General features: G+C 50.8%; 15 protein-coding genes. 11 read left to right on the top strand and 4 right to left on the bottom strand.

All coding sequences use genetic code 11. The features are described 5' to 3' along the window. The first annotated feature begins 34 nt into the window (after positions 1-34). On the top strand, positions 35-571 hold the full coding sequence (locus NST99_RS28085) for a GNAT family N-acetyltransferase (RefSeq protein WP_341096079.1): 537 nt from the start codon (positions 35-37) through the stop codon (positions 569-571). A gap of 411 nt (positions 572-982) precedes the next feature. Here the strand turns inward: NST99_RS28085 and NST99_RS28080 are convergent, their stop codons facing one another. Further along, complete coding sequence (locus tag NST99_RS28080; protein WP_076112514.1) at positions 983-1,192, bottom strand: hypothetical protein; 210 nt, start codon at positions 1,190-1,192, stop codon at positions 983-985. A 311-nt stretch (positions 1,193-1,503) separates the two neighbouring features. Here NST99_RS28080 and NST99_RS28075 point away from each other — a divergent pair, with 311 nt between their 5' ends. Continuing rightward, positions 1,504-2,166 (top strand): YheC/YheD family protein, encoded by a 663-nt coding sequence (locus NST99_RS28075; protein WP_341096077.1) that lies wholly within the window; start codon positions 1,504-1,506, stop codon positions 2,164-2,166. A 325-nt stretch (positions 2,167-2,491) separates the two neighbouring features. Continuing rightward, positions 2,492-2,635 carry a sporulation histidine kinase inhibitor Sda gene (locus tag NST99_RS28070; protein WP_076112513.1) on the top strand — a complete coding sequence of 48 codons (144 nt, stop codon included), beginning with the start codon at positions 2,492-2,494 and terminating at the stop codon, positions 2,633-2,635. A 131-nt stretch (positions 2,636-2,766) separates the two neighbouring features. Here the strand turns inward: NST99_RS28070 and NST99_RS28065 are convergent, their stop codons facing one another. Continuing rightward, positions 2,767-3,741: an NAD(P)/FAD-dependent oxidoreductase gene (locus tag NST99_RS28065; RefSeq protein ID WP_445745049.1), complete on the bottom strand. Its 975-nt coding sequence runs from the start codon at positions 3,739-3,741 to the stop codon at positions 2,767-2,769. Positions 3,742-4,069: 328 nt separating this feature from the next. On the opposite strand from NST99_RS28065, the gene NST99_RS28060 reads away from it, so the two are divergent. The 3 genes from NST99_RS28060 to NST99_RS28050 all read left to right on the top strand — a co-directional run bounded on the left by NST99_RS28060 (position 4,070) and on the right by NST99_RS28050 (position 12,139). Beyond that, entirely contained in the window at positions 4,070-5,263 is a 1,194-nt protein-coding gene (locus tag NST99_RS28060) for an NAD(P)/FAD-dependent oxidoreductase (protein ID WP_038596116.1), read from the top strand. Between the two features lies 1 nt (position 5,264). Continuing rightward, the gene (locus tag NST99_RS28055) at positions 5,265-5,513 is read left to right on the top strand and encodes a hypothetical protein (protein WP_340896714.1); all 249 of its coding nucleotides are present in this window, start codon (positions 5,265-5,267) and stop codon (positions 5,511-5,513) included. 200 nt (positions 5,514-5,713) lie between these two features. Then, positions 5,714-12,139, top strand: coding sequence for a phosphodiester glycosidase family protein (locus NST99_RS28050; protein WP_341096074.1), 6,426 nt, complete (start codon positions 5,714-5,716; stop codon positions 12,137-12,139). A 122-nt stretch (positions 12,140-12,261) separates the two neighbouring features. Here the strand turns inward: NST99_RS28050 and hemQ are convergent, their stop codons facing one another. Continuing rightward, complete coding sequence (hemQ, locus tag NST99_RS28045) at positions 12,262-13,020, bottom strand: hydrogen peroxide-dependent heme synthase (RefSeq protein ID WP_038596109.1); 759 nt, start codon at positions 13,018-13,020, stop codon at positions 12,262-12,264. 257 nt (positions 13,021-13,277) lie between these two features. Here hemQ and NST99_RS28040 point away from each other — a divergent pair, with 257 nt between their 5' ends. The 3 genes from NST99_RS28040 (at position 13,278) to dnaI (ending at position 16,298) form a co-directional block, all read left to right on the top strand. Then, positions 13,278-13,574, top strand: coding sequence for a YuiB family protein (locus NST99_RS28040; protein ID WP_038596106.1), 297 nt, complete (start codon positions 13,278-13,280; stop codon positions 13,572-13,574). Positions 13,575-13,775: 201 nt separating this feature from the next. After that, the gene (locus NST99_RS28035) at positions 13,776-15,317 is read left to right on the top strand and encodes a DnaD domain protein (protein WP_038596104.1); all 1,542 of its coding nucleotides are present in this window, start codon (positions 13,776-13,778) and stop codon (positions 15,315-15,317) included. A 24-nt stretch (positions 15,318-15,341) separates the two neighbouring features. Beyond that, a complete protein-coding gene (dnaI, locus tag NST99_RS28030) occupies positions 15,342-16,298 on the top strand; it encodes a primosomal protein DnaI (RefSeq protein ID WP_038600668.1) in 957 nt (318 codons plus the stop codon). 266 nt (positions 16,299-16,564) lie between these two features. On the opposite strand, the gene NST99_RS28025 is transcribed toward dnaI, so the two are convergent. Continuing rightward, complete coding sequence (locus tag NST99_RS28025) at positions 16,565-16,723, bottom strand: YqzM family protein (protein ID WP_144024388.1); 159 nt, start codon at positions 16,721-16,723, stop codon at positions 16,565-16,567. A gap of 351 nt (positions 16,724-17,074) precedes the next feature. Between NST99_RS28025 and trxA the strand changes: the two genes are divergently transcribed. Both trxA and uvrC read left to right on the top strand, forming a co-directional pair. Further along, on the top strand, positions 17,075-17,392 hold the full coding sequence (trxA, locus tag NST99_RS28020) for a thioredoxin (protein WP_038596102.1): 318 nt from the start codon (positions 17,075-17,077) through the stop codon (positions 17,390-17,392). Positions 17,393-17,522: 130 nt separating this feature from the next. After that, positions 17,523-19,532, top strand: coding sequence for an excinuclease ABC subunit UvrC (uvrC, locus tag NST99_RS28015; RefSeq protein WP_341096068.1), 2,010 nt, complete (start codon positions 17,523-17,525; stop codon positions 19,530-19,532). Positions 19,533-19,709: the final 177 nt, after the last annotated feature.

Raw genomic sequence — 19,709 nt, 5'->3', positions numbered from 1 at the left:
CACATTACTATTCTTATTAAGGAAGTGATTTGAATTGATCATTGAAACGCAGCGGCTGATCATCCGGGAATTTACAAGTGAGGATTGTGCAGCAGTTCACGGCTACGCATCGGACCCAAGGGTAGTAAAGCATATGATGTGGGGGCCCAACACCGAAGAGGAAACAATAAACTATCTTCATTTAACAATCAGCCAGCAGCATCAGGAGCCGCGTAAAGCTTTTGAATTTGCAGTGTTTCTGAAAGAGACCCATCAGCTGATTGGCGGCTGCGGAATTCATACGCCTGAGCAGGGCCAGGGAGAGATAGGTTATTGCTTTAATTCCCGGTATTGGGGGCAGGGGTTTGCGGCGGAAGCTGCTTGTGCTCTAATATCTTTCGGCTTCCGGCAGCTTGCTCTTCACAGAATATATGCGACCTGCCGTCCGGAGAATACAGGCTCTGCCAAAGTACTGCAAAAGGCCGGAATGAGGTACGAGGGGCATTTGAGAGGACATAAGTGGTACAAGGGAAGTTGGCATGATTCTTACCAGTATTCCATTCTGGAGGAAGAGTACGTATCAAGCAAATAATTACATATAAGAACAGGAGCGGCCACATGGAGCGATGGGAATACAGAACAATTAAATTTAAGACCGGCGGATTTTGGGGCGGCAGAGTTGATAATTCGGAATTCCAGGGGGGCTTCCAGAGATATTATTGTTGTCTTTAAGAGAAAGCTGATCGGGTCGTAAAGTACGGGAATAGGCATGAACCCTGCTATTTGTGGTAAAAATCAAGAAATCCGAAGATAACAGCGGCCGGAAGTCCAAATATTCACTGCAGTTGCGTTCTATGCCGGCTCGGTAAGTCTAAAGTTCAACTTATATATATAAGTAGGTTAATAGATCTCAGCGAATGAAGCTGTCCATCTGCACAAGCCATCCTCTCACTCCTTCATAGAGTATAGTATCTGCAATGAAGGAGTGAAACGATCGCCGCAATCAGGCCGGAAGGATAAACTTGAAGTTAATCATAAACACAATTAAAGCGGCGGCTCCCATAGAGAAGGCGATACAACTGGCGCCAAGCACTCTGCGGCGGTCTTTTATAAACTTGAAGCCGAGCGCGCAGACAAGGATGGTGGTACCCGCCAAGACAACAGACATGCCAATCATAGCCACCCAATACAATACCTCGAACAATTGTGCCACTAAGGATCCCTCCTCTTACCGCAATAATACAATGAATTTTAAGATTATTCCAGTCAGTCTGCAGAAGCTCTACATCGAATCATTTCTATTGAATCGTCAAAATAACCGCGCTGTTGCCGTCGAAAAAATGATTGTCGGATGATGCGGATGAATACAGCGCAGTGCGGATAAAGTCCCAGGACATACGGCCCCGGAGCCATATGCCCTTTTTTGCTGTGAACGCCTTCTTACACGGACAATCATACAGGAAGGCGGGGCCGCTCCTGAGTAATGTATAGGGTAGGCTGGGAATCGAAAGGAGCGGGATTAAAATGGCGGGAAGACAACTGGCCAGCAAATGGCTGAAGACCGAAGCGCTGCTTAGCGATGCGCGGGTTGCCGGTTACATTCCGAGAACAAGGGAATACAGTGCTGCCGGGCTGCTTAAAATGCTGAGAAGTTATGGGAATGTTGTGATTAAACCTGTCGTAGGCGGCGGGGGTTACGGGGTAATTAAAGTGTTTCTGGACGGGCGTGGGTACGGCTTCACGTATATGGACAAAACACGCGTGTACCGGGATTTCTCTTCCATGAGGCAGGCGCTTGAGCGTGTGAAGGTAAGACGGAAATATTTGATGCAGCAGGGTATCTCACTGGCCCGGATTGCCGGGCGCCCGATTGATTATCGGGTTAAGGTAGTAAAAAACGGAGCTCGTTGGGAGTTTCGTTCCATGGTGGGAAGATTAGCCCGTCCGGGGCTATTCGTGACCAACTTGTGCAAGGGCGGAACGATGATGAGCTGCCGTGAAGGGCTGAGAAAATCGTTGCCACGCAACAGAACGGCTACCAAAAAAGCGGAGATGCGGCGACTAACCTTGGTATGTACAGAGCTGATGGAACGTCATTTTCCGGGAATAGGTGAGTTGGGCTTTGATTATGCTATAGATAATTCCGGGAAAATTTGGATTCTGGAAGTAAATACAAGACCACAATAAATAAACATTATTTTAAGAATTGACGATAGTAATAGTAATAAGATAGAATAGCGTTTAGTTATGCCACTCATGAGGTAATATGAGGTAATAAATGTTAAATATTTGAACATAACAAAAATATTTTTGCTGAATATCCTGTGATTTGTTCCTGTGCATAACTATTATCCCCATATTCCACTGCGGAGCATGGGCCTTCGCAACCCTTACTCACATATTATGCACAGGATTTCCACAGTTGGCTGTGGATAATGAGAACGCTTGTTCGAAAAATGATAGTTTGCTATGATAGATTCAGATCCAAATAAAGGAAAGGTAGGTGAACGTTATGGTTGAATTGTCGGATGAGATGTTGTTGGACTCTTATCAGAGAGCTATAGAGCTCCAATTAGAGCATGATTTCATCGCTCTTTTACTCGCTGAAATTCGCAAACGGAACTTACACTCTCCAGTACACGCGGTTTTACATTAAAGATCATAGAATATTTCTGCAGCAGCTGCTTATCTTTAACCGCAAGCGGCACTAAATAGGGTATCTTTTCAAGTTGAAGTGGAATCAACCTGAAAGGATACCCTTTTATTGTGAAAGTATTGGCAGTTGGCTTAGAGCTTAAGATTGCTGCTATGTCCCGGTGAAAGCTTGGCTTCAGGGTCGATATATACCTTGGCATTGTTCACAGCGGTAGGCGCCTCGCCGAATCCTACAGCGATCAGCTTCAGCTTGCCCGGATAGGTGGTAATATCGCCGGCAGCGAAGATTCCCGGAATGCTTGTTTCCATACGCGAGTCAACAACGATGGAGTTGCTCTCAATCTTAATGCCCCACTCGGCGATAGGTCCAAGAGAAGAAACGAAGCCGAAATTGACGATTACGCTGTCGACTTCAATTTCCTGTGTCTCTTTGGTCTTAATATGGGACAAGGTGACCTTGGTAATAAATTCTTCACCATGCAGCTCTGTGATCTCCGAAGGGGTAATTACATTCACCTTGGAGGCCATGAGATTCTCTACACTGTGCTCGTGGGCGCGGAATTTATCGCGGCGGTGAATCAGGGTTACCTGCTCGGCGATCGGTTCAAGCATAAGTGCCCAGTCCACTGCAGAATCTCCGCCGCCGCTGATCAGCACCTTTTTGCCTTTAAATGCATTCAAATCGTTTACAAAATAATGCAGATTGGCTTTCTCAAAACGCTGTGCATCTGCTACCTCCAGACGACGCGGTTCAAACGCGCCTACGCCGGCGGTAATGATGACAGCCTTGCTATGGTATTCCGCTTTATCGGTAGTGACGACGAAATGGCGTTCGTCACGTTTCTCGACAGATACGACCTTTTCTTCCAAACAGATGTTAGACTGGAACAGGTCCATTTGCCGTGAAAGGTTGTCAACCAGTTCCTGTCCGGTAACTTTGGGGAATCCTGCCACATCGTAAATATATTTTTCGGGATAAAGAGCAGCGAGCTGCCCTCCCAATTGGGGCATACTTTCAATAAGGGTTACTGATGCCTGACGCATTCCGCCGTAGAAGGCAGCAAACATGCCGGCCGGACCGCCGCCTATAATCAGAAGGTCGCTCATAGGAACGCCGGATTGCTCTAGTGTCACGTAATATTACACCTCCGAGTTGATATATTCAATTTGCCATACTAGGGTACTTACTCATTATAAACATTGTGGGACCACCCTGCAAAGGCTTTAAATGACCTGAAAATTGTGACGTTTTTTTGCATGATTATATTTGATTAAAACGATACTAAGGTTTACAATGGATATGGTTATTTTAGAAATCCTTTAAGTTTAATTGGAAATTCTTCTGAATTTAAGTGTATAAATTCACAAAAGAACGCTAAATATTTTTACAAAAAATAACACATAGACAGATTTACCTGTTGGAAGGAGCCGGAACATGAGCAGTATTCCAAAAATCGTTATCCTAGGCGCGGGATATGGAGGTATTTTAACTGCCCAGCGGCTGCAAAAGGCTTTGAATTACAATGAAGCCGATGTGACGCTAGTTAACCGACATGAGTATCACTATTTCACTACCCACCTGCATATGCCTGCTGCGGGAACGGACAGCATTGAACATACACGCGTATCTATCTCCAAACTGATTGATGAATTTAAGATTGATCTCGTGAAATCTTCCGTGCAGGAAATCCGTACCCAACAGAAAAAAGTCATTCTGGAGGACGGTACGCTCTCGTATGATTATCTTGTGATTGCGCTAGGCGGCGAGCCTGAAACGTTCGGCATTCCGGGACTTGATAAATATGCGCTGACGATTCGCAGCATCAATTCGGTACGGCTGATCCGCGAGCATATCGAATATCAATTTGCCAAATACAAGAATGAGAATAATGCACAGGAGCATATTAATTTCGTTGTGGGCGGCGCGGGTTTCAGCGGCATCGAATTTGTAGCTGAGCTGGCTGACCGTATCCCTGCGCTGTGCAAAGAATATGATGTAGATCCTAGTATGGTGAATATCTACAACGTGGAAGCGGCCCCGACGGCGCTGCCGGGCTTTGCCCCTGAACTGGTTGAGCATGCGATGACGGTGCTTACGAAGAAGGGGGTAACCTTCAAGATCGGAGTAGCCATTAAGGAATGTCTGCCGAATGGCGTTATTCTCGCAACCGGCGAGGAAATCAAGGCTTCCACAATCGTCTGGACCGGCGGAATCCGCGGCAACCGGCTGATCGAAGCAGCCGGTTTTGAAGCGATGCGCGGACGTGTGAAGATAGATGAATATCTGCGCGCACCGGGACATGAGAATATCTTTATTATTGGCGACGGCTCCCTGATGATTAATCCGGAAGGACGCCCGTATCCGCCGACTGCACAAATTGCCATGCAGCAGGGCGAATGTTGCGCATTTAACCTGGTGGCGGCGATCCGCAGCCAGCAGCCGAAGAAGTTCTCCTTCAGCAACAAAGGCACCGTAGCCTCCCTTGGAAAAGGACAAGGCATTGCCGTTGTAGGCGATAAGACGTACAAAGGCTGGACCGCGGCGCAGCTGAAGAAGGTTGTGGATATGCGTTACCTGTTCATTATCGGCGGCATCCCTCTGGTGCTCAAAAAAGGAAGATTCCTTTAAGATGCGCCACTGCAGCGTGCAAGTTCGCGGACTGTTGACGCGTGAAGAGCTGGACCGCTATAACGGCCTGATTGAGGCCGGTTCCTATCTCGAGGATCAAAGCCGGTATGATCTGGCTTATCATGTCCAGAAGGAAATTGATGTGCTCATTCTCCCGGCAATCGAACGCCTGAAGGATAAGGGCCGGGCCCGCGACCGGGCAACGGCTGAATATCTGGAGAGCTTGCGGGAAGATGACGCGGACGAATAGCAACAAGCCTAATATGAAACGGAAAGCTTCCGGTGACGGGGAGTTTTCCGTTTTTTTCTGCGCACTAACAGATTCATGCCAGTGTTAACAATACACCCTACCGTATTTTATTCTCTCCTGATGTTCAGCACATAAGATGTACCCTATGAGATTGTCCGAATTTAGACATAATGCGACAACCACTGGGAGGGTATAACGAAGTGCAAAGACATCTGCGAAAGTTCAATCCGGCAATCATTTTTCTGTTGCTCTTATCTATGTTTCAGCCAGGTGCAATGGCGAATGCTGCAATTGCTGAACTGCCAGCCAGCGAATACGGCACGGTTATGGATATGCGCAAGACGGAGTTGGCACCGGGTGCGATCTATACCTGGATGGATATTAAAGATGAAAGAGGACGGCAAAAAGTACATACTGTGGAGTTCAATCCGCAGAATACAGGGCTGCAGCTGCGGGCCGGAACGAAAAACGGCAAGGTATACGGAATGCAGGGTGTAACAGGTATGGCAACGTATGCGGATGCACCGGGTAACCGTGTAATTGCAGGCATTAACGGTGATTTCTATGAAATATCCGGCTATGCCACCGGTGTTCCGAATGGCCTGTTTATGGATGAGGGGGTTATCCTGAACAGCGGAGGCTCATATGCTTTTGGGTTAAAAGCGGATGGCACCTCCATTTATGGACAGCCGGAGCTGTCAATGAGCGTGACGCTGAACGGGAAAACAACGCCGCTGAACAGTATCAACCGTTACCGGAATACGGATCAGCTTGTACTCTATACGAAGGATTATAACAGCTCAACGAAATCAACTGCTGATGGCGATGAAATCGTACTGGATATCGCTGAAGGCGAAGTCAAAAGCGGACAAACCCTGAAGCTGAAGGTATCGGAGGTCCGGACAAGCCAAGGCGATACTCCGCTTGCCCAAGGCAAGGTGGTGCTGTCCGCACATGGCGCCTCCAGGGCCGTTTTGCAAGGATTGGCACCCGGCGATGAAGTCACCGCCGCATTTGCACTGAAGGGCGAATGGAAGGATGTCGCACTGGCAATCGGCGGGCAGGGACCGCTAATCAAAGACGGGGTTGTACAAACGGGCGTAGGGCCGTCAGGAGTGCATCCGCGGACAGCCATTGGTACGAAAGCAGACGGCAGTGTGGTGCTTTTTGAAATTGACGGCCGTTCTCCCGGGTTCAGCGAAGGGGTGGAAACAGAGGAACTGGCAAGAATCCTCAAGGATCTCGGTGTCGTATACGCCATGAATCTGGATGGGGGAGGATCTTCGACCTTTGTGGCGAGAATGCCGGGGACGAATGGAGTCAAGATGCTGAATCAGGGGTCGGACGGCTTTGAACGGCAGACCGGCAACGGATTGCTGCTCGTCAACACCGCTCCTGAATTGGCCGTGGCCTCGAAGCTGGCGATCCAGCCGAATGCTGAGAGGATTTTGAAAGGTTCCAGCTTTACCTTCACTGCTGCAGGCATGGATGAAAATGGCCACCCTGCTGCGTACACGGGGGCGTTGAATTGGCAGGTTGATCCGGTTCTGGGGACTATTAATGAACAGGGTGTCTTTACTGCCGGCTCTACAGCCGGAGTAGGCAAAATTAGCGCAGGAGCCGGGAATGCGCAGGGAGAAGGCGAGATTGAAGTCGTCGAAACGCTGACGGAGCTGAAATTCCCCGATGAAATCAAGACATACACATCCGGCCAGTCCGCTCAGTTGTCGGTAAAGGCGCTGCGGGGCGGACAGACCATCCAGGCTGACAACCATAGCTTTGAGTGGCGTGTAGAAGGTGAAATTGGCACAGTGGATGAGAACGGGTGGTTTCAGGCAAGCCATGAGAACGGAAAAAGTGGTAGGATTTACGTGAAATATGACAGTGTGGAAACCTCCTTTGAAGTGAATGTCGGTTTGCCGCCAGTTATGCTGGAGAATTTTGAAGCGGGGAGCGACAAATATAAGGCAGCCAGTGCGGCAGCCAACAGCGTAACGCTGGAGGAAGTGACAGATCAGGACTTTATCCGCAGCGGAGACAGGGCGCTGAAGCTGGAATATGATTTTATTGGAAAAACAGGAACCTCAGGAGCTTATGTCGCGGCAACGTCGGTAGAGAACAGGATTCAGATACCGGGTTACCCGGAGAAAATCAGTATGTGGATCTATGGAGACGGGCAGAAGCACTGGCTGCGCGGCCAGATCCGCGACGGCAACAATGCCGCGGTTCCGGTAGATTACACTGATCAGGTGAACGGTGTGAATTGGACAGGCTGGAAATATGTCGAAGTGGCAGTGCCTAAAGGTAAAACAACCCCGTTGTCGATGGATATGCCTGTCCGTTATATGGAGACCAGCAATCTGAAAAAAACAAAGGGTGCCATTTATGTGGATGATATCCGTGCCCTCTATGGCCCCTTGGAAGAAGACCAAACACCGCCGGTCATTAAAAATGAGTATCCTGGCGCTAATGAGATGGTCAAGACGGCAACGCCGGCCCTTTCGGTGAACGGAGAGGATGCCGGCTACGATCCGGTTGCGCATCCGGGAACTACTTTAATCGATGCCTCAAAAGTGCGGTTATTTATTGACGACCAGCTCGTAGAGCATGGCTTCTATCCTCCCAAGGGACAAATTACGTACAAGCCCAAGCTTCCGCTTGCGGAAGGCCGGCATAAGGTGAAGCTTGCAATCCGCGACCTCAGCGGCAATCAGACGATTAAGGAATGGTATTTCACAGTGAATCTGGGATCTCCCTTCTATAAATATGTCACGCCTGAGGTTGTATACGCCGGGAATTCGTACACTGTGGATATAACGGCGGAGAAGGCGGATAAGCTGAAGGAGGGTTCAGTTGCTTTTGCCTTTGACCCTGCGGCTATCCGCGATCTGAAAGTAATTGCAGGCAGCAAGCTGACAGAAGGCCAGCTCGAACCGGTTATCGACGCGGCCAAGGGTACAGTGCTGCTGAAATTAAACCGAATTCATGAAGCAGGGCTTGAAGACAGCGACCTTCTGGGCCAGATTCAATATACGGTCCGCAATGATTATATCGGGCCTTATACATTGGAACAGCTTGGAGGACAGCTAAGTAAACCGCTGACCATTGAGAATACCTCCGGCTCTGTCACCTCGACAGAGGGCAGCGGAACGGCGATCAGCTTCATTGGTGCTTCACTTGTAAGTACAGTGACGGCGCAGCTTAAGCTGACCTGGAATCATTATGAGATCGCCAAAGGCCTGGCGGCTTCCTTCTCGGTAAGTGAAATGGAGGGGGGAGCGGCCTTCCAGGGAGCCGAACTGCTGATCGACGGTGTAGAAGCAGAGGAAGTATCCGGTGAGGATGGACTGCTGACCACGAAGTCCGCTACTGTAGCAGAAGGGACGTTCAAGCTGCAGGCGGTAAAAGGCAACGCCTATAGTCCGGTGATGACGTTTAAGGTAGCGCCTTATGACGGGACAGCAGCCCCGCGCAACATCAATGTGACCATGGGTGAGGATGCCGATACCAGCCGGCGTTTTGCCTGGCAGACTCAGCCGCAGACGGAGGGCAGTGTAGTTGAATTGGTCAAGCAAGCTGAGTTCACCGGCTTTGAAGACAGCAACGTGCTCAGAATTGAAGGCGCGAGCACCATCTACAACAGCAATAACGACGGAACGATGCGTGTGCATAAAGCGGAAGCGGCTAATCTTGAACCGGGAACGGCCTATGTATACCGGGTGGGGGATGGAGCGGCGAATGTAAGTGCCCAGGGTACATTTGTAACGAGCGGTGGAGACCGTGAAGCCACCAAGTTCCTCTTTATTGGAGATTCGCAGGCGGATTCGCAGGCAGGCTTCGAGCTATGGAAGAATACTGCGCAGCAGGCTTTCCAGTACATGCCGGATGCGGAAATGCTTGTGCATGCAGGAGATATGGTCGACAAGGGCTTCGAGCAGGAGCAGTGGAACTGGTGGTTCGGAGCTGCACAGGAACAGCTGCTGCACACTTCGCTTGTGCCGATTATCGGGAACCATGAAGTGATGGGCACGAACGGTGACGGGGATTATCTGGCCCAGTTCAATAACCCGCAGAACGGTGCGGCGGGTGCCCTGGGAACAAATTTTTCATTTGATATCAAAGACACCCATTTTGTGGTGATGAACACGGAGCATGGCGAGGCGGAGTATAAGGAGCAGGCCCAGTGGCTCGATCAGGATCTGTCAGCCACGGACAAGAAGTGGAAGATCATTTTCTTCCATCAGGGACCTTACGGCAGCATCTATGCCAATGAACGGGTGCAGCAGGTCTGGGTGCCGATATTTGACAAGCATAAAGTAGATCTCGTGATGAACGGGCATGATCACATCTATATGCGCTCCTATCCGATGAACGGAGGCCAGCAGGCTCCCGAAGGCGAGGGCACCCGGTATGTCATCGGCGGATCATCCGGTCCCAAATTCTATGCGCTGACCGAAAGGTTCTGGCAGGAGAAAATTTATGACGAGGACGAGCAAATCTTTACTGCGGTTGAAATAAAAAATGACGGGATTACCGTCACTGCCCGAACGGTTGACGGACGGGAGATTGATCAACTGGTCATTGCTAAAGTGGCTCCGGAATCCGTTACACTGGACCGTACGGAAGCATTGCTTGAGCCTGGACAAAGTATGCAGCTGCATGCGCAGGTGCTTCCTGCCAATGCCTCCAAGGTAAAAATCCATTGGTCTGTTGTTTCCGGGCAGCCGGAGAACACGGTAACGGTTAATACTTACGGATTAGTGACCGCCCTTAAGCCGGGGACGGCAGTCGTAAGGGCAGCCGTTGAAGGCTACCCTGCTATATATGCGGAGAGCAAGATAGACGTGGATGCTCTAGAGTCGCTCTCTCTGCAAGGCAAGCAAGTATTACAGGCGGGAGATACCGATCAGACGGTAACTGAAGCTGTGTATGCCTCCGGAAAGCGGATAGCCGTAGTTGAAGGGCTGAGTTATTCCAGCCAGAATACTGATGTGGCCACGGTTGACGATCGAGGACAGGTTCAGGCGCATGCTGTTGGTTCAACTGTGATCTCGGTAACGTACAGAGAACTGGCCGCCCAGTACAAACTTACGGTGTCAACGGACGGTGCGCCAGTGTTGACCGGTCTGAAGATTGAAGGCCCGGAAACACTGGAACAGGGAAGCAAGGGCGTTGCAGTAGTTCAAGCCGTGTACAGTGACGGCAGCCTTGTGAAGCTGGCCAAGGGGGTTCTGTTCGAAACCTCTGATTCTAAAGTGGCGGAAATTAGCGAGTCTGGGGAAATACACGCGCTAAGTGCAGGAACAGTAAAAGTCCGTGGGGAGTATAACGGGATGAGTGCAGAGTACGGGCTGGTGGTGACCGCTGCCGGACAAGAGCCGACGCCAGTACCAACGCCGATACCGACGCCGATACCGACGCCAACACCAATGCCGAGCTCACCCCCGGCACCTGGCGCGGTGATCTCCCCTACTCCTTCTCCGACAGCTGCGGCAACGCTGGAACCCGGAGTCGTGGAGATTGCAGCTGCCCGGTTATCCGGAGAGCGGAATGCGCAAGGGGAAGTTGTAATTACGGCTGATCCAGCCTGGACGGAATTGATCCTGCCAGGGAATGCCGGTGAGTTGCTTGGCAAGGCTCCGCTTAGAGTCCAATCGGCCGCCTTGTCCGTGGTGATTCCCGCCGGAGTGCTCGCCGAATTAAGCAGCAAGGTACCCGAAGGAGCAATCCCTGGCAGCACCATCTCATTGGCTGCTGAAGCGGTTGGCAGCGATAGCGCACAGGCCTTGATCACCCGTGCAGCGCAAATGTCGGGAGCACGGCTGGAAGCGGCAAGTGAAGTGAGGGAATGGAAGCTTAGCCTTACAACGAAGCAGGGTCAGGAATATGTCTTATCGCAATTTGCACAACCGGTTACTATTGCTTATGAGGCAATTCCACAGGGGAATAAAGAGCTGCTGGGTATTTACTATATTGGAGAAGACGGGGCGCTTGTGTATGCCGGCGGTAGATGGACCGAAGGCAGGCTGAGCGCAGCCGTGAGCCATTTCAGTAAATATGCCGTTCTGCATTACGACAGAAGCTTTAGTGATTTGCCTGCAGAGCACTGGGCAACCGGTGCAGTGAAGCAGCTGTCTGCCAAACAGCTTGTGCAGGGAGTGTCTAGAGAACGGTTCGATCCGAACCGGGCGGTTACCCGCGCAGAGTTCACAGCAATGCTGGTGCGTTCACTGGGACTCAGCGGGCATACGGCTACAGGGTTTGCCGATGTGCAGCCGGACAAGTGGTACGCAGAGGCAATTTCTGCGGCGCAGCAGGCCGGAATTGTGAACGGTTTGTCGGGTTCCGTCTTTGGGCCGGAAGCTGAAATTACCCGTCAGGAAATGGCAGTTATGCTCATTCGCGCTTACGGGTATGCAGCGGAGACACAGGTGACCACAGCCTCGACTGCGGCAGTTTTTGCCGATACAGCAGACGCTCCGAAATGGGCCAAGACGGCTATTGAAGAGGCCGTGCACCTAGGTCTTTTGCAGGGTCGTGCCGCAGGACGCTTCGAGCCGAAGCAGAACGGTACACGTGCCGAAAGTGCACAAATGATTATGAATCTGCTCCAGTATATGAAATAGGTAGTAACAGAAAGCAAACACACAAACAGACCGCAGCGGTTAGGCTGCGGTCTGTTTGTGTGTTTCTATGAACCCGGCATAAAAGCCATGATATGAAATACAGTGTGCGGCTGTCCGCGGGATTACAGCTTCAGCATCTCTTCGAAGCTCTCCGGAGTCAGCAGATTGCCGACATAGAAAGGGCCGAATTCACCGTAGCGGGCACTGACTTCGTCGAAACGCATTTCGTAGACCAGCTTCTTGAATTGAAGCGCATCCTCGGCGAACAGTGTAACGCCCCATTCCCAATCATCAAAACCGACGGAGCCGGTAATAATCTGTTTTACCTTGCCGGCGTAGCCGCGTCCGATTAGGCCGTGGGAATACATAAGCTCACGGCGTTTCTCCATATCGAGCATGTACCAGTTGTCAGCAAGCTCGCGTTTCTTGTTCATCGGATAGAAGCAGATATGCTTGGCTTGCGGCAGAATCGGCTTCAGGCGGGCTGCCACATGCGGATTCAGCATGGGATCACTGCCATCCCCGGCGCTTCCGCCGGCAGCATAGTTGCTAAGTTCAACAATACTGACGTAAGAGTAGGACTTGGTCGTATATTGGGCAAAGGCGATTTTGTTGAAGGCGGTCTCAAGGCTATTCAAAGCTTCCAGGCTTTCGCGCAGAAACATCATCACGAAATCAGCCTTCTGGCCGACAATGGCGTATACAGCGGAGCTTCCTTCCTTGGCTTCTTCAACCGGGCCCCATTCCTGCATAAAAGCATGCAGCTCCTCCAGGGCAACGGCACGCTCTTCATCGTCGGCAGCCGTCCAGGCCGTCCAGTTCAGCGAGCGGAAGTCATGCAGTGCATACCAGCCTTCCAGTGTCAAAGCGGCTTCGTTCATGTTCTCACTCCTTAAAAGTAGAAATAACTTTGCTTAAAACCAGCTTCGAAAGCATACGCTTCTATGTATGATCCGATTGATCTATTTGCATTGTATCGCATGCGGGAGGCCCAGAGCAAACCCTGACACCGGCATTTGAGTTGAATGGAGCGTGAGCTGCAATAATGTTCATTGCTTCGTTACATTTTTTCTAGTAAACTTACTATTAATTAAGGCTTAGTGTGCGGTTCTTTATAGAGAGAGGGGATGGCGGTACGATGGGATTTATTCCTGTGTTGGTTCTGGCCGTTTTATTCTTTGTCATGATGTTCGGCATTGGCTTTATCCTCAATATGTTAATGAAGACCACCTGGTTTCCTGCATATCTGTTCGTGATTGTCATTCTGCCGATCGTAATTTATTCTATCTGGGATAGAAGCGCCATGACGCTCTGGGAGCATTTGTCCACCTTTCATATTGTGGATTATCTTACGGGGATTGCCGGACTTGCGGGTGCGGTGCTCAGCGGCTGGACGATCCAGAAACTGCGGCTTGGCGGCTATAAAATGTTCTGATAAAGATTACATCACACAGAAACGGCTGCACTCAGGCCGTTTTTTCTTTTTTGCCCGCTATCGCCAGCAAGTGTTCATAAGGGGACGATAATGCGGCGAAATGCGCCTTATTTGGTTCTTTTTTTACATTTCCGGCCGGGTGTTTTGTGATAGAATAGAAATCTATATGAATTCGTGTAGAAAAGGGGGAGGTATCCGCAGATGCGTATGAGCAACTTGCATCATTTCACCGAACATCATCGGTACTGCGTTTCCCGCGAATTCGGTCTAAGCAGTGTGGATGGACGTATGCTGGGTTCGGTCTATCAGCCGATGGTCGGAGCCTTTGCAATCAGCCTTTACAGGCTGTTGTTTGAACATATTCCGGCTGAAGCAATCGGCTACTCCACAGTGGAGCAGCAGCGCAGGCTGTTTATGACGCTTGGAGTTGAACCGAATGAGAAGGGCCGCAAATATTTAGTGGATCAGGCTTCCCGGCTGGAAGCGGTGGGGCTGCTTCAGACCTGCCGGATCTATGTAGGGGAAACCGAGGATTATATGTATGAATACGAGCTGCTGCCGCCGCTGTCGCCGGCTGACTTTTTTGCAACTCAGCATTTGACGCTGCTCCTGCGGGACAAGATCGGCAAATTCGCTGTGCTGTCGCTGCGCGAGCAGTTCTGGAACCGCGAGCCGGAGGAATGGAGCCGCCGGTCGATTGGCAAAGAGAATATTTCCCTGCCCTTTTATGATATCTTTCAATTGAATACCCATGTGATAGATTATGAGCTGGAGCAGGCGCTGGCCGAGGTAGCTACAGTCCGCCAGCCGGGGACGCGCGAAAGCGGCGAGCCGGCCATCGGCTACAGCGATATTATTTTGCGGTTCCCCAGGGAATCGGTCAACCGGGTTCATGTTGAGAAGCTGCGTTTTGATCATACCCAGATGGGTGTCATTAATTATGTGGCCCATAAGTATGAGCTGAGTCCCCAGGATTTAAGCCGTCTGCTGGATGAGGACGGGGTCTTTACGCCGGACGGCGAGGTCATTCTTGATACGCTGCAATACAAGGCGAGCCAGCATTTCCGCCAGGATATGAAGCGGCAGGAGAAACGGGAGATCGCTGCGGCCAAGGTAGTCTCGCTGCGCTCAGCAGCGGCTGAGGAAGGCGATGATTCCATTGCTCCGCCGGAACAGTCGGTTGAGATGGAATATTATGTGGAGGTTCCTCCGCAATTCATGTCCAAATGCGATATTCACCAATATAATATGATGCTGCGCAACGAGCCTTATACACGACTGCTGCAAACCTTTTTTCCGGGTGCGGTGCCGGGCCAGCTGATGGATATTTTTGAGAAAATAGATCTGAACTACAAACTCAGCGGTGAAGTCATCAATGTGCTGATTCACTATCTGATGACGATGGTGGCTTCGGGCGGCGATCAGCGGATGAACCGCAATTTCGTTGAGGCTATCGCCTCCAATATGCTGGTGAAGCAGGTGAACACTTATGAGAAGGCGGTGCGCTACATCCGTGACCAGTCGAAGGTCAAGGGCAAAGGTGCGGCATCCGGCTCCACCGGCGCGTCCGGGACACGCCAGCGTTCTTATGCGAAGAACGGGCGCTCCGCCAAGCCGGAAATTCCGATGGTGCTGGATGACGGCAGTGCCGGAACCGTATCGGAAGAGGAATTCGCGGCGATGATGAAGAAAGCTGCAGAGATTAAGGCCAGTAAGAAAAAGGGCGTTTCGAAGACGCCGTAAAGAAAGCGAGGTGCGGAAATGGCAATGGAGTCTATGGGCGAAGTGCTGCGTTCGATGAACAATTCCGCTCTGCGCCAGCGTTCGCGCGATCTTGAGCAGAATCTGCTGAACCATCCTTTGGTGAAGCAGCTGCAGGCTGAGCATCCGGAGCTGGAGGAGTCGCGGCTCAAGGTTCACTTGAGCCGGTTATATCAATATGTCGAGGAGAGCCGCCACTGTGCAAACTGTCCCGGCCTGGAGAAATGCCCGAACGATTTCCCCGGGCACTACAGCAAGCTTACAGTTGAGACCGTTAACGGCTCGTCGGATCTATATGAACGCAAGACAGCCTGTAATCTTAAGGTGGCACAGGATAATCAGGACAGCATCCGCAAACGGATCCGCAGCTTCTATGTAGACGAACGGGTGCTGAACGGCGGTTATGACGAGATGGATATTATGGGCAAGGACCCGCGCAGGGCCTCAGCCGTGAATAAAATATTTGATTATATTGAAAGAATCAAAGAAAACGGACTTACTTCGCAGGGGATTTACCTGCACGGCACTTTCGGAACAGGCAAAACGTTCCTGATGTGTTACCTGCTCCATGAGCTGGCGGTTGCAGGGTATAGCGGCGTAATTGTATACATGCCCGATTTTATCGAGGATCTGAAGTCGATTATGCTGGACGGCCAGAAATTGAAGGAAACCGTCGATACCCTGAAGAATTGCGATTTGCTTATTTTTGATGACATCGGTGCGGAGAACCTGAATCCGTGGGCACGCGACCATGTGCTCGGGGCAATCCTCAACTACCGGATGAACCGTAAACCTACCTTCTATACCTCAAATTATCCGCTGGACGGTCTGGAGAAGCATTTGAGCTTCACCAGCAAGGACGGCGAAGAGCTCTACAAAGGCCAGCGGCTGATGGACCGCATCGCTCCGTTTGTGGAGGTTATTCCCCTGCACGGGGAGAATCAGCGCGGAACAGGCCGATAAGGCGAAGAGCCAGCTTTATAATAAACATACAAACAGCGGCAACCTGGGACGTTAAGTCCAAGGCGCCGCTGTTTTTTTGAAAATATAAGAATTAATATGTTTCACACGGTAACTTATCCTTCTATTTCCCGCTGAAACGGTACAGTCCTTAAAAAGGACGGCAAAGCCGTTTCCGCTTGGGCCCTAAACCGGATTGACGCAAACAAACCTCCAGCGTTTCCTTGTGGGAAAGGCTGGAGGTTTGCGCTGTGATAAAACCTGCCTGTCTATTCGGAGAGAATGAATTTGACGATTACCATTCCGAAGAAAACAAGCGTCATAAATCCCGTCATTCCAAAAAAACCGGCCAATAAATCACCTAAATCGTTGCGGGGCTCCTCATTGAAGTGCTCCCGCGGGTCCCGGACCTTAGCATTGACATCCATAGCTTGCTCCTCCTTGCGGTTGCATGCCTGCACTTAAATAGGTTACAGTTATACATGTGAGAGAAGTCATTGACAATTAATGCGCTTTCCTCAAGTATACGAACTCAGCGGTGAGATGTAAAGATGAGTTTCTCTTACAAAAAATAGATTTTATACAATGTAATTGTCTAAAACATTTCCCAAAAGCATTGTATATATGTTATACTGTTGATGTGTCGGTAAATGGTAATTTGGTTATCATATTACATGAAACATTTTTATCCCGCTAACATTTCGGAGTGAATTCGCTCGAACTAGCGTACGCTATAGAAGCGGATATTGCTTCGCAAAACTTAAAGGAGGAACAATATCATGGCTATCGTGAACGTGTCTGACCAATCCTTCGTCGGCGAAGTGGAAGGTCAAGGTACTGTTGTAGTAGATTTCTGGGCACCTTGGTGCGGCCCTTGCAAAATGCTTGCCCCTATTCTGGAGGAATTGTCCACCGAGCTGGGAGACAGCGTTAAAATTGCTAAATTGAATGTAGATGAGAATCCGGAAACGGCTTCCCGTTTTGGAGTAATGAGCATTCCTACGCTGATTTTCTTCAAAGACGGCCAACCTGTGGATAAAGTTGTAGGACTGAACTCCAAGGATTCCCTTAAGAATATCGTAGCTAAACATCAATAATTTCATTTGATGCTGCTGTACTTGGGCCGTTTTCGGCCCAATCGCCAAAGCGCCTCCGGTTTATCCGGAGGCGCTTTGTGTGCTAAACTTACCTTATAAGCTGCAGCCAAGTCTAGGTGGGGGAGAAATCATGGACTATAACGATAATATCCGCAATAAGCTGGCACTGCTGCCCGACCTGCCCGGGTGCTATCTGATGAAGAATGAAGAAGGCACCATCATTTATGTGGGCAAGGCCAAAGTGCTGAAGAACCGCGTCCGCTCTTATTTTACAGGCAGCCATAATGGTAAAACCCAGCGGCTTGTCGCCAATATTGTTGATTTTGAATACATTGTGACCTCCAGCAATATGGAAGCGCTCATTCTGGAGTGCAATCTGATTAAGAAGCATATGCCGCGTTACAATGTGCTTTTGAAGGACGACAAGACGTTCCCGTATTTGAAAATAACGAATGAAGCTCATCCGCGCCTTGAGGTTACGCGCCGGGTGATTAAAGATAAAGCGAAATATTTCGGGCCCTATCCGAATGCTTATGCGGCCCATCAGACAAAAAAGCTTCTGGACCGGATGTATCCGCTGCGCAAATGCGGAGTAATGCCGAAAGAGGTCTGTCTCTATTATCATATGGGCCAGTGCCTGGCACCTTGCGAGAAGGAAGTGCCCAAATCCGCCTACGAGGAAATCACGCAGAATATTGCCGCTTTTCTCGGGGGCGGCCATGAAGCGGTTAAGAAGGATTTGCAGCAAAAGATGCAGGAAGCCGCAGAGGAGCTGTACTTCGAGCGGGCCAAGGAATTGCGTGACCAGATCATCCACATTGATGCCCTGATGGAGAAGCAGAAGATCAACACTGCGGATACCAAAGACCGCGACGTCTTCGGCTATGCTGTGGATAAAGGCTGGATGTGTGTGCAGATTCTGTACATACGGCAGGGTAAAATGATTCAGCGCCATTCGTCTGCTTTTCCGTTCTACGGAGAGGCATACAGTGACTTTATGTCTTATGTGACGCAGTATTACAGCGACAATCCGGCGTTGCCGCAGGAGATCCTGCTGCCGGATAAGCTGGAGGAAAACACGGATAAACCGGCTCAGGCCACGGCTTCCGGTGACATTGGGATGACCGGTGCGGGTGCGTTCACAGCGCTTGTTGCCGAGGCGGCCTCCGCTGATGAAGCTGCGGCGGAGACTGCTCAGGTAACGGCGCAGGATATGGCAGAGGATGCAGAAGAGCGTGAAGCCGCAGCGGCCGAAGCTGCTGCAGCCGGCACCGTGGATGCGGCCGGAGGAGCGGCGGCCTTGCAGGAATGGCTGAACGTCAAGGTGCTTGTGCCGCAGCGCGGGCTCAAGAAGCAGATGGTCGGCATGGCCTGCCAGAACAGCCGTGTGGCGCTTGACGAGAAGTTCCGTCTCATTGAACGGGACGAGGAACGGACCTCTGGAGCGGCCCTCAGCCTCGGCCAGAGCCTGGGTCTGGAATCGCTCAGCCGGATAGAAGCCTTCGATAACTCGAATATTCAGGGAACCAATCCGGTGTCGGCGATGGTGGTATTCATTGACGGCAAGCCTGCCCGGAAGGAATACCGCAAATACAAGGTCCGCACGGTCCAGGGACCGGATGACTATGAAACGATGCGCGAGGTGATCCGGCGGCGTTATGAGCGGGTGCTGAAGGAAGATTTGCCGCAGCCTGATCTGATTGTGGTCGACGGCGGGAAGGGGCAGATCTCCTCGGCCATCGACATCCTGCAGAACGAGCTCGGTCTTTACATCCCCGTCTGCGGTCTGGTCAAGGATGACAAGCACAAAACCGCCCAGCTGCTGATCGGCGACTCTGCCGAGCCGGTGCCGCTGGCGCGGGACAGCCAGGAATTCTATCTGCTGCAGCGTATCCAGGATGAAGTCCACCGCTTCGCGATCACCTTCCACCGCGAGCAGCGCGGCAAGTCGATGGTCACCTCGAAGCTGGACTCCATTCCGGGCATCGGTGATAAGCGGCGGAAGCTGCTGCTGAAGCATTTCGGCTCACTCAAGAAAATTAAGGAGGCCTCGATTGAGGATTTCCGCCCGCTCTCCATTGGCGAAAAGCTGGCGGGGCAGATTCTTGAGGCGCTTAAGGACGAGGAAACGTCCGTGTAGGTGTGCCGCTTCCATTACAGCGGACTCCAGGCTGACCCCTACGGGTCGGCCTTTTTTGGGTTGCGTCTCGGGGAGAGCCGAGCAACGGCGGGCATTTGCGCGCCATCTTTTTATCGAATAACATCATGACTTGATGTATTATGTATTTAGTTGTTTTTTATAGAAATGAGGAGGGTT

Origin of the sequence: Paenibacillus sp. FSL L8-0470, assembly GCF_038008625.1 — a bacterium.
Taxonomy (GTDB): domain Bacteria; phylum Bacillota; class Bacilli; order Paenibacillales; family Paenibacillaceae; genus Paenibacillus_AQ.
Note: the sequence above shows the minus strand (reverse complement) of the source record. Positions and strands in the feature narration are given on the sequence as shown.